Genomic DNA, 11,555 nt, shown 5'->3' on the forward strand with positions numbered 1-11,555 from the left:
AGAAAAATGAGACACGGAAAGAAACACAATCACCTCGGCAGAAAGACCGCTCACCGTCATGCCATGCTGTCCAACATGGCCGCTTCCCTGATCCTTCACAAGCGGATCGAAACGACGGTTGCCAAGGCGAAAGAATTAAGAACCTACGTTGAACCTCTGCTGACAAAGGCTAAGGACGATTCAACTCACAGCCGCCGCATGGTTTTTAGAAAACTGCGCGATAAGGAGCCGGTTAAAGAATTGTTTGATGTAGTCGCCGACAAAATAGCTGACCGTCCTGGTGGCTATACCCGCATCATTAAGTTGGGTACTCGTTTGGGTGACTCTGCCGAAACCTGTATGATGGAATTGGTGGATTTCAACGAGACCTACCTGTTGAGTAATGCTGAAAAACCAGCCAGAACTCGCCGCAGCCGTCGTGGAGGTAAAAAATCCAGTGATACTACTGATTCGCCGGTAGAGCAAGGTGTAGTAAAAGCTGAGGCAGTGGATCAGGAGGCCACAATGAAATCTGGTGCTGCTGATTTGGTCGAAGCCAATGCACCCGAGGAAATTCTGGCTACGGAGCCTAAAGAAGAAACTACTTCGGTAGATGTCGCGACAGAAGCAAACGCTGGTGCCGAAGCTGACGACTTGACTAAGGTTGAAGGCATTGGTCCTAAAATTGCTGAGGTCTTGACTGAAGCGGGCCTGGGCACATTTGCCAAAGTGGCTGACTCTACGCCAGAAGCCATTCGCGAGATCCTCGATAACGCGGGTTCTCAATTTGCTTCACATGATCCTGCTACTTGGCCGCAACAAGCCAAACTTGCCGCTGATGGTAAGTGGGACGAGTTGAAAACATGGCAGAACGAACTCGAAGGCGGACGTGAAAACTGATAGCACAGAAATCGGAAATAATTGAAAATAATTGCAAAAGGGGTTGAACGTTTTCGTTTGGCCCCTTTTTTTGGGCTTAAAATCTTATTTTTGCGCCCGTTGCGTAAATAATTTCATATAAAATACATTATGAAACAGACACAAGAAGCATTACTACTGCTGGAAGACGGAACAGCCTACCGGGGTTTGGCTTTGGGAAAGAGAGGAACTGCGGGTGGCGAAATCTGCTTCAACACAGGTATGACTGGCTATCAGGAAATATATACTGATCCATCGTATTATGGTCAAATCGTCGTCAATACCACCTCCCACATTGGCAACTACGGTGTGCAGCTGGATACCGAAGAGGAATCCAGCAACGTAAAGATTAAGGGAATGGTGTGTAACACCTTCTCTGATGATTATTCAAGACACACAGCAGATTTTTCATTGCAGGAATACTTTGAGCGGTCCAACATTGTGGGCATTAGCAATGTGGACACCCGCCAACTCGTACGTCATGTGCGGGAAAAAGGAGTAATGAACGCCATTATTTCGTCGGAGATTCTGGATGAGAACCAGTTAATGGAGGAATTGAAGAAGGTACCTTCCATGGCTGGGTTGGAGCTATCTTCCGTAGTCAGCACGACCGAACCTTATTTCATGGGCGAAGAAGCAGGGAGTCGTTGGCGCGTTGCGGTAATGGATTACGGTATCAAGAAAAGCATCCTGAAAAATCTGACCGAGCGCGGTTGTTACTGCAAGGTATTTCCTGCCCAAACGCCCTTTGAGGAAGTCATGGAATGGCAACCTGACGGTTTCTTCATCTCTAACGGACCCGGCGATCCCGCCGCGATGATGTATGCCGTGGAAACGGTGAGAGAAATGGTCGAATCGGGCAAGCCCTTGTTCGGTATTTGCTTAGGCCACCAGCTTTTAGCTGAGGCAAGTGGCATCTCGACCTACAAAATGCACCACGGCCATCGGGGCTTAAACCATCCCGTGAAAAACCTGATTACTGGCCTTTGCGAGATCACTTCGCAGAATCACGGTTTCTCCGTTAACGCTGACGAAACCACCAATCATCCCAATGTAGAGGTGACTCACATCAATCTCAACGACAAAACCGTCGCGGGCATCCGTCGTAAGGACCACCCCGCCTTCTCGGTACAGTACCACCCTGAAGCGTCGCCAGGTCCGCATGATTCGCATTATTTGTTCGATGAGTTTGCGCAGATGCTTGAAAAAGCGTAAAGTATAAGCGGTTGGCTTTTTTTAGGAAGAAAACTATTAAAATCCTCTCCATGAGAGAAATATTATTCTCATGGAGAGGGTTTTAAGTAACCCCAAAAACTCTTATTCGTAAATCACTCCATCACACTCGAATGGAAAAACCAAAATTGAATCTTTCTTGTGTATGTAAAATTTTAACTCTCCTTTATTCTTAATGACGGTGTCGCTTTTCGATATATAATCATTGAAATCGAATGCCCAAGAATAACACCCGCCAGCAATAAAGGAAACTTTTCTATTCTGGAATGACACTCCATCTAGTCTAAAATCGTAGATCGATCTTGCCGGTTTAGTAATTATCATTTTTATTTCGTCTGATCTGTACGAGTCCGCCATTTCCTCACAGGTAGCCTCTCTAATGCAGCTGACGGAAGTAAGCAAAGTATGGACGATAAATATATTATAGAAGATTTTCTTCAACTTAGGAAATACAATAGTTAGCTGGGCCTGAAACCCTGTTACATATTCCCCTCAATAACCTCTCTAAACTCCTTCTCCGGCATCTCCCCCAAGCCGCGCCATAGTAGTTTTCCATTTTTATAAAGCAGGAAAACCGGAATCTCATCCACTTGAAGGCTTTGCGCCAAAGCTTTATTTTCATCGTAATTGATGGTTTTGATCGTAGCTTTTCCGGCATATTCCCGGGTTAGTTTTTCGATTGTTGGCATCATCTTCTTGCAGGGAGCGCACCAGGGAGCGTAAAAATCAATCAATACAGGTTGGTTTGAAGCCGTCAGTTTATTGAACTCTTCTTGGCTCATACCTGTCGGAGCGGCGATAGCGTTTTTGTCCTTTTCGAAAGGTAGTTTGGCCGAAGACCATTTGAGGAATCCACCCTGCATGTCGTACACTTCTTTAAAACCATTATCAACCAGTAGCTTGGCAGCTTTTCCGCTTCTGCCACCCGAGAGACAATAGACGAACACCGGTTTGTCTTTATCGAGTGTGGCCAGTTTTTGCACAAATACCGGGTCTTTGACGTCCAGATTCTGCGACTTGGCCAGATGACCCTGTTCATACTCGTCAGGCGTTCGTACGTCCAGCAGTTGGCCCTGCGGCGTATCGGCAAGTTTTTGATTGAAGGCATCAACAGCCAGAGGAACCTGTGCATAACCCACAGATGCAGATAAACTCAACGTTATCAATAAAAGGCATTTTAGGAGTTTCATGTCGGTTCCCGAATTTTTACGTTAATTTTGTTTTTGATAAAATTAACCATTTACCCTATTAAAACCCAACACTGTCCATGAGTACCATACAGTCAGTACACGCCAGACAAATCCTGGATTCCCGAGGCAACCCCACCGTAGAAGTAGATATTCGTACCGAAAATGGCTATTTGGGCCGTGCTGCTGTACCATCGGGTGCTTCCACGGGTAAGCATGAAGCCGTGGAATTACGCGATGATGACGATAAAGTGTATGTCGGTAAAGGGGTTCTGAAAGCGGTTGAAAATGTCAATGACATTATTTATCCTGAGTTGATTGGCATTTCGGTATATGAGCAGAATCTGATCGACAAGATCATGCTGGAACTCGACGGAACTACCAACAAGGCAAAATTGGGCGCTAACGCTATTTTGGGCGTTTCCCTGGCCGTGGCTAAGGCTGCCGCTCAAGAGGCTAACATGCCGCTTTATCGGTACATTGGCGGGACTAATGCTAACACACTGCCTGTGCCCATGATGAACATCCTCAACGGGGGTAGTCATGCTGACAACTCCATCGATTTTCAGGAATTCATGGTGATGCCTGCTAAAGCTGACACTTTTTCCGATGCCCTGCGCATGGGTGTAGAAGTGTTTCATACCTTGAAAAAGGTATTGAAGAGCAAAGGGTATTCTACGAATGTCGGCGACGAGGGAGGCTTTGCCCCCAATATCAAGTCAAACGAGGAGGCCATCGAAATCGTGATTCAAGCTATTGAAAAGGCGGGCTACAAGCCAGGTGAGGAAATATTCATCGCGATGGATGCTGCGGCTTCTGAATTCTATGAAGGCGGTACGTACCACTTCAAGAAATCGGACGGACGTAAGCTTTCTTCGCAGGAAATGGCCGAATACTGGACCGACTGGGTGAACAAGTACCCTATCATTTCGATCGAGGATGGCATGGACGAGGATGACTGGGACGGATGGAAGGCTACCACTGAGGCCATTGGCGACAAGTGTCAGCTCGTGGGCGACGACCTGTTCGTAACCAATGTCAACCGTTTGCAACAGGGCATCGACCAGAAGATAGCTAACGCAATCCTGATCAAAGTAAACCAAATCGGCTCGTTGACTGAGACTATCGACACTGTGAACCTGGCCAAACGCAATAGCTACAAAAACATCATGTCGCACCGCTCGGGCGAGACAGAAGACTCGACCATCGCCGACCTGGCCGTGGCCTTGAATACCGGCCAAATCAAGACTGGCTCGGCTTCGCGCTCCGACCGGATGGCAAAGTACAACCAGCTTTTGCGCATTGAGGAGGAGCTTGGCGAAACGGCCTATTTTCCCGGTTTGAAGTTTTAATAGCAAGACAGTTACCCAAACCGAAGCCTCACGCTTCGGTTTTTTTCTTCTTTTCTAATGGTTCACCTTCCTACCTGGCTCGCCCGAATTCTGGTTCATCTGCGCAAGTTCTACACCGGAACCCTGGTGGCCTGGCTGGTGTGGGTCGTATTTATCGATAGTAACAACCTCTTCGTTCTGCTGGAAAACCATCAGAAAATGAAGGAGCTGGAACGTGACCTTAGCTATTACAAAGAGCAGGTGAAACTGGTAAAAAAAGAGCGGAAGGAAGTGTTTGGCAACAATGCTATGCTCGAAAAGTGGGCCAGGGAAAAGTACCTGATGCGCAAACCCACCGAAGACGTGTACGTAATCGTAGATGAAAACGGAAAATCCATCGAAACAGAAGAATGATTAACGTTTTGTTTGTCTGTTTGGGGAATATCTGCCGCTCACCAATCGCAGAAGGAGTTTTTCGGGATTTGGTACATAAGGCGGGCATGTCGGAAAATATTCAATGCGATTCCGCGGGTACAGCTTCGTATCACATTGGCAGCCTGCCGGATCGCAGGATAAGGCAAATTGCGCAGGAAAAAGGAATCACGCTCAGCCACAAAGCCCGTAAACTGGCGGGCGACGATTTCTACGATTTCGACTATATAGTGGCGATGGATGAAACCAATTTTCAGGATATCCGTAACCAAAGCTACCGCAGCAGCGGATTCTATTTCCCGGAGGATAAACTCTTCCTCCTCCGCGAGTTTGACCCTGAGAGTGAAAGCTCCGGGGAGAATCCCCAGCTCAGCGTGCCTGATCCTTACTACGAAGATATTGCCGTTTTTGAAGAGGTATATCAGATTGTGGAGCGTTGCGGTACTGGTTTATTGAAATTTCTGGTTGAAAAAAATCAACTGGTTGAGATTAAGTAGTCGCCGAAATAATCTAAAACCTAAAATACAAGAATGAACAAAAAAGTCATATTAATCATCATGGACGGCTGGGGAGTTGCCAAAAGCGGCGAAGAAGGACGCTCCGCCATCCTTTCTGCCAATACGCCATACTACGACAGTCTTTTGGCGAAATACCCCAGCAGTAAATTGAAAGCAAGCGGATTGGCTGTTGGGCTACCTGACGGCCAAATGGGTAACTCCGAAGTGGGGCATACCAATCTGGGGGCGGGACGCGTGGTGTATCAGGATTTGGTGAAAATAAATCTGGCAGTAGAAGACGGTTCACTGGCTCAGGAACCGATTCTTGCCGATGCGCTGGACTACGCTAAGGCATCGGGCAAAAGAATGCATTTCATTGGCCTGGTGTCTGACGGTGGGGTGCACTCACACATCGATCATCTCAAAGGCTTGTGCAGTATCGCCCATGATAAAGGGCTGACTGATGTCTTCGTTCACGCATTCACTGACGGCCGCGACTGCGATCCAAAGAGCGGCGCTGGTTTTTTGCTGGATTTGCAAAACCACATGGCTGCCACAGTCGGAAAAGTCGCCAGTGTTACGGGGCGTTACTATGCTATGGACCGCGACAAGCGTTGGGAACGCGTGAAGTTGGCTTACGACGCCATGGTGCGTGGTGAGGGAACCAAGATACCGGAAGGCGGTCTGTTAGCTGCCATACAGGTATCCTACGAAGAGGACGTAACTGATGAGTTCATAAAACCGATTGTGGTCACAAAGGCCGACGGCAGTCCTGTTGCTGTTATTGAGGATGGAGATGTGGTGCTGTGCTTCAACTTCCGCACCGACCGGGGCCGCGAAATCACTGAGGTGCTGACTCAGCAGGATTTTCCTGAGCAAAATATGCACAAGCTCAATTTGCGCTACATCACGATGACCAACTACGATGAGACTTTTGAAAACGTCGGGGTGATTTACGAAAAAGACAACCTTGATAACACGCTGGGCGAAATACTGGAAAAAGCGGGCAAGCAGCAGATCCGAATCGCCGAAACTGAGAAATATCCGCACGTAACCTTCTTTTTTTCAGGGGGACGTGAGAAGGAGTTTGCTGGTGAAAGCCGGATGATCTGTCCGTCACCCAAGGTGGCCACCTACGATTTGCAGCCCGAAATGTCAGCCTTCGATATACGAAATGCCATCGTACCCGCCTTGGAAAAAGAGGAGGTTGATTTTGTGTGTCTCAACTTCGCAAACACCGACATGGTAGGTCATACGGGTATCTTTCCTGCCGCTATCAAAGCCGCCGAGACGGTCGACCAATGCGTGCAGGCAGTTGTGACAACAGGACTAGAACACGGATATTCATCAATTATCATTGCTGACCACGGTAATTCCGACTACATGATCAATGACGATGGTTCGCCCAATACTCAGCACTCGCTCAATCTCGTGCCTTGCATTCTGGTGGATAATACCTATTCCCTGCCAATCAAAGACGGCAAGTTGGCGGACATTGCGCCTACTATTCTGGAGCTGATGGGAATTCCGAAGCCTGCCGAGATGGATGGCGTGAGTTTGTTGTAAACTATCCCGCTTTTTAGGGTGTTAGCATTGTCGGAGAGCCAGATGGTCTCTCCGATTTTTTATGGAAAAAACATTTTGACGTGACTAGCTTATCTCACAATACGATTGCTCTATGGAAAAACAGAAGCTGGTTTCGCGCTGCGATGCCCTGCTTTTGTTTTCTGGTACTTTTTTCTGCCTGCCAAACGCCAGCCGAAACCCGAACGGAGCCGAATGCCTACTACGACGTAGAGAACTTCGTCCAGAATCAAATCAAACTATTTAGCCAACAACAGCCTTCCATTGAAAAAACAATGGTTGTGGGTGAGGATGAGGAAAAGCGGAACACCAGAGCGGTGGACTGGCAGAAGGAAATGGAATTATTTCTGCAGGCCGACATCAACAAACCTGCCTACCGCCTGAGCTACGCTACTGCCCGGCCCGATTCATTGACTTATGAATACAGATTGCAAACGGAGGAAGATCTACCTGTACGGTTTTTGAAAGTCGTATTGGATGAGGACAATGGAAAACCTGCCGTAATTGAAGCTAAAATCAGTTCAGAAAACAAACTGTATGAGTCTGAGAAAAATCTTTCGATGCGCTGTGAAGAAAGAGCGGGCATCTGGCAGATTACTTCATACCGGATTCAGGGATTTCAGGAACTTGTCATAAGTGACCGCAAGCCGTTTGATGTGCGGGTAATTGTACAGTAAAAATGACTAAGCCCGGCTCATGAACGAACCGGGCTTAGCAGTGCTGAAAAATCGAGTTCTTACGACTCCGCATTCTTCATATTCTGAACTTCAGTACGAATATCCTGAGCAAGAGTTTTCAGTTCCTGCATTCCTTTACGAACGCGGGTGCCAGCGGCCTGATTATTCTTATCATAGAACTTGTCGAAGTCACCTTCGAGAGACATAATTAAGTTTTTTACTTCTTCAAATCTTTCCATAGTAATAGCTTTTTTAGTTGAAAAAATGCGTCAAATACGCTTGTTTAGGCGTGTTTTGGCCGAAGTTTAACAATTATTACGGCATTCACAACTTAATTTAGCAAAAAAAACAATTTAAAAAATGCAATGTAACAGCAAAATTGTGTACAAATAGCTGATTGTGAGATTATTGTGTTTGGAGTATGTACTATAGGAACAGTCATAAAAAAACAGGAGCATTTTGAAAAAAATGCTCCTGTTTCGTTTAATGGCCTTTTTTAGGCTCCGGCAACTACGTTTGCTTCATCTTGCTGGTAGACCCGATTTTTGAGTTTCTCGGCCAATGTAGTAAAGGCATCCAATGTATACTCCACATCTTCCAGAGTATGGACGGCAGTTGGGATAATCCGAAGCATTATTTGTCCCTTCGGCACCACCGGATAGACTACGATGGAGCAAAAAACGCCCATATTTTCCCGAAGGTCACGTACCATGCGCGTTACCTCAGGAATTCCACCTTCGCTATGAAGAAAAACGGGTGTCACCTGCGATTCTGTCTCGCCGATGTTGAAGCCGCGCTGCCGCAAACCACTCTGCATGGCTTCTACGATTTTCCAAAGGTTTTCCCGAAGCTCCGGGTTTTCCTTAATCATCTTCAGACGAAAACGGCAACCTTCCACGTAAGGCATTGGAAGCGCTTTGGCGTAAGTTTGCGAACGCATGTTGTACTTCAGGTACATAATGATATCGGGGTCGTCGGAAGCAACGAAGCCACCGATGGCTGCCATGGATTTGGCGAAGGTGGCGAAATATAGGTCAATGGCGTCCTGTGCGCCCGTCGCCTCGCCCGCGCCCGCACCGGTAGCACCCATGGTGCCAAAGCCGTGGGCGTCGTCTACAAACAAACGGAACTTGTACTTTTGTTTGAGCTCGGCAATTGCCTTCAGGTTGCCTACCTTCCCCGACATGCCAAAAACACCTTCGCTGATTACCAGCACGCCTCCCCCCTTGGCGGTGGCGTGGCGGGTAGCTCGTTTCAGGTTTTTTTCCAGGCTCTCCATATCGTTATGGTTAAACTTGTAGTACTGCCCCATCTTGGCCTTGTGCAGCCGGACGCCGTCGATGATACAGGCGTGCGATTCAGCATCGTACACGATCACATCACGGTGATCACACACGCTTTCTATAATTGACACAACGCCCTGATAGCCATAATTGAGCAGAAAGGCGTCTTTCTTACCCACGAATTCGGCCAATTCTTTTTCGAAGGTTTCGTGTAATACGGAGTTGCCCGACATCATGCGTGCACCCATCGGGTAGGCGAGCCCCCATCTTTCAGTGGCGTCGGTATCAGCTTGCCGAACTGCCGGGTGGTTGGCGAGACCAAGATAATTGTTGAGGCTCCAGTTGAGGACTTCCCGTCCCATAAACCGCATCCGGGGGCCCAATTCACCTTCAAGCATCGGAAAGGAAAAGTAGTGATGGCTGTTCAGCATTTTGGCGGGCGTGCCGATCGGTCCCCAGTTATCGCGCAGTTTCTCAAAAATATCCACTTAGAAGAGGTTTGTATAGTTTATAGAATGATTTCGCTATTGAATAAATGCAAAAGTAGAAAAAATATTGATAAAAGAACTACTTTGCTTGCAATCAGAATGTTAGGTTGTAGGCAAATGATCTTTTAAAAGTATTTGAACTGACTTTTGACAAAAGTTTCAAAAAATAAGTTCAGAAAAGATTATGGGTTGAGTCCAATTTTAAGTATTTGTAAACTTCACATTCTTAGGTGCGAGTGCCACAAATTACTACATTTGGGCAAGAGAGCAATGTCGGAATGAGGGAATGTTCGGAAGTGAGTAAGTATTACTTTCGCTAGTTTGTTTCGTCGTCCCGCTATTTACAACTATAATACGGATGCCCCCAATTAAGAAAATACTCATTGCCAACCGTGGTGAAATCGCGCTACGCGTAATGCGTACTGCCCGTGAAATGGGCATTGCCACCGTGGCAATATATAGTGAAGCCGATCGTGAGGCGTTGCACGTTCGCTACGCCGATGAAGCCATTTGCATCGGCCCACCACCATCTGCTGAGTCATACCTCCGTGGCGACAAGATTATTGATGCCGCCCTTCGATTGCGGGTGGATGCTATCCATCCCGGCTACGGGTTCTTGTCCGAAAATGCTGCCTTTGCTCGCGCGGTGGGTGAGGCCGGGCTTATTTTTATTGGTCCTTCGCCCGAAGCCATCGAAACAATGGGCAGCAAGTTGGCTGCTAAGCGTGCAGCAGGGGAGCGCAATATTCCCATGGTGCCCGGCACCGATGGCGCAATTACCGACCGGAACGAGGCCAAACGAATTTCGGCGCAGATCGGCTACCCGATTCTGATCAAAGCCAGCGCAGGTGGCGGTGGTAAAGGAATGCGGGTGGTGGAAAAGCCCGAAGATTTCGACGAACAAATGGACCGCGCCGTAAGCGAAGCCGTGTCTTCCTTCGGCGACGGGTCGGTTTTCATCGAAAAGTACATCACCTCGCCACGCCATATCGAAATCCAACTGCTGGGCGATCAGCACGGCAATATTATCCATCTTTTCGAGCGGGAGTGTTCGGTGCAGCGCCGCCATCAGAAAGTTGTTGAAGAAGCCCCTTCGTTGGTGCTCACCCCAGAAATACGCGAAGCGATGGGGCGCTGTGCGGTAGAAGTGGGGCATGCCTGTGGATACTACGGTGCGGGTACTGTTGAGTTCATTGTGGATGACAGTCTCGCTTTTTATTTTCTGGAAATGAACACCCGGCTACAAGTCGAGCATCCAGTGACGGAGCAGATCACGGGTGTAGATCTGGTCAGACAGATGATTTATATTGCTGAGGGCAAGCCTTTGGAAATCAAACAAGAAGATCTGGCGATTCGGGGCCACGCAATGGAAGTAAGAGTGTATGCCGAGGACCCGGCTACGAACTTCCTGCCTGACGTGGGGACGCTGCAGACCTACATTCGCCCCCAAGGAAATGGCGTGCGGCTGGACGACGGATTTGAACAAGGCATGGCTATACCGATTCATTACGACCCTATGATCGCCAAGCTCGTTACCTACGGGCAGGACCGTGAGGAAGCGATTGTTAAAATGATCCGTGCCATTGATGAATATCGAATCACGGGCGTACAAACGACATTGTCTTTCGGAAGATTTGTGATGGAACACGAGGCTTTTCGCTCCGGGCAGTTTGACACGCACTTTGTCAGCAAGTACTTTACGCCTGACCGGCTAGAGACTGAATTTGATACGGTATATGTTGAATTGGCTGCTCTGATAGCCGGTCAGATTTTAGAAAAGGGCAACTCGGCAAAAGCATCAAAATCAGAACTCCCTATTACGAAAAACAATTGGAAAACGCGTCGCAGATAATGAATTTTTGCGAAAAAATTCTTACTTTTGCGGTCTTATTTTCATAACGAGACGCCTTGGCGCCCCGCTTCAAGTTAATCCTACTGCCTTGGCC

At 47.8% G+C, this 11,555-nt stretch carries 11 protein-coding genes; 8 read left to right on the forward strand and 3 right to left on the reverse strand.

Annotated features, from left to right (window positions below; translation table 11 throughout):
- Positions 1-6 precede the first annotated feature (6 nt).
- Entirely contained in the window at positions 7-879 is an 873-nt protein-coding gene (gene rplQ, locus IE117_RS01520) for a 50S ribosomal protein L17 (RefSeq protein ID WP_189562591.1), read from the forward strand.
- Between the two features lie 129 nt (positions 880-1,008).
- Entirely contained in the window at positions 1,009-2,112 is a 1,104-nt protein-coding gene (gene carA / locus IE117_RS01525) for a glutamine-hydrolyzing carbamoyl-phosphate synthase small subunit (protein ID WP_189562592.1), read from the forward strand.
- 497 nt (positions 2,113-2,609) lie between these two features.
- On the opposite strand, the gene IE117_RS01530 is transcribed toward carA, so the two are convergent.
- Positions 2,610-3,320 carry a thioredoxin domain-containing protein gene (locus IE117_RS01530; RefSeq protein ID WP_189562593.1) on the reverse strand — a complete coding sequence of 237 codons (711 nt, stop codon included), beginning with the start codon at positions 3,318-3,320 and terminating at the stop codon, positions 2,610-2,612.
- A 77-nt stretch (positions 3,321-3,397) separates the two neighbouring features.
- Between IE117_RS01530 and eno the strand changes: the two genes are divergently transcribed.
- The 5 genes from eno (at position 3,398) to IE117_RS01555 (ending at position 7,838) form a co-directional block, all read left to right on the forward strand.
- Complete coding sequence (eno, locus tag IE117_RS01535; protein ID WP_189562594.1) at positions 3,398-4,669, forward strand: phosphopyruvate hydratase; 1,272 nt, start codon at positions 3,398-3,400, stop codon at positions 4,667-4,669.
- 57 nt (positions 4,670-4,726) lie between these two features.
- The gene (locus IE117_RS01540) at positions 4,727-5,062 is read left to right on the forward strand and encodes an FtsB family cell division protein (RefSeq protein ID WP_189562595.1); all 336 of its coding nucleotides are present in this window, start codon (positions 4,727-4,729) and stop codon (positions 5,060-5,062) included.
- Positions 5,059-5,577, forward strand: coding sequence for a low molecular weight protein-tyrosine-phosphatase (locus tag IE117_RS01545; RefSeq protein ID WP_189562596.1), 519 nt, complete (start codon positions 5,059-5,061; stop codon positions 5,575-5,577). Before IE117_RS01540 ends, IE117_RS01545 begins: the two co-directional genes overlap by 4 nt.
- 33 nt (positions 5,578-5,610) lie before the next feature.
- Entirely contained in the window at positions 5,611-7,143 is a 1,533-nt protein-coding gene (gene gpmI / locus IE117_RS01550; RefSeq protein ID WP_189562597.1) for a 2,3-bisphosphoglycerate-independent phosphoglycerate mutase, read from the forward strand.
- An 80-nt stretch (positions 7,144-7,223) separates the two neighbouring features.
- A complete protein-coding gene (locus tag IE117_RS01555) occupies positions 7,224-7,838 on the forward strand; it encodes a hypothetical protein (protein WP_189562598.1) in 615 nt (204 codons plus the stop codon).
- A 59-nt stretch (positions 7,839-7,897) separates the two neighbouring features.
- Here IE117_RS01555 and IE117_RS01560 read toward each other — a convergent pair whose 3' ends face one another.
- Positions 7,898-8,077 (reverse strand): BF3379 family histone-like protein, encoded by a 180-nt coding sequence (locus tag IE117_RS01560; protein WP_189562599.1) that lies wholly within the window; start codon positions 8,075-8,077, stop codon positions 7,898-7,900.
- Between the two features lie 257 nt (positions 8,078-8,334).
- Positions 8,335-9,609: an aminotransferase class I/II-fold pyridoxal phosphate-dependent enzyme gene (locus tag IE117_RS01565; RefSeq protein ID WP_189562600.1), complete on the reverse strand. Its 1,275-nt coding sequence runs from the start codon at positions 9,607-9,609 to the stop codon at positions 8,335-8,337.
- A gap of 358 nt (positions 9,610-9,967) precedes the next feature.
- On the opposite strand from IE117_RS01565, the gene IE117_RS01570 reads away from it, so the two are divergent.
- Positions 9,968-11,461, forward strand: a complete 1,494-nt coding sequence (locus IE117_RS01570) for an acetyl-CoA carboxylase biotin carboxylase subunit (protein WP_189562601.1) — start codon at positions 9,968-9,970, stop codon at positions 11,459-11,461.
- The last annotated feature ends 94 nt before the right edge of the window (positions 11,462-11,555 follow it).

Origin of the sequence: Persicitalea jodogahamensis, assembly GCF_014651615.1 — a bacterium.
Classification (GTDB): domain Bacteria; phylum Bacteroidota; class Bacteroidia; order Cytophagales; family Spirosomataceae; genus Persicitalea; species Persicitalea jodogahamensis.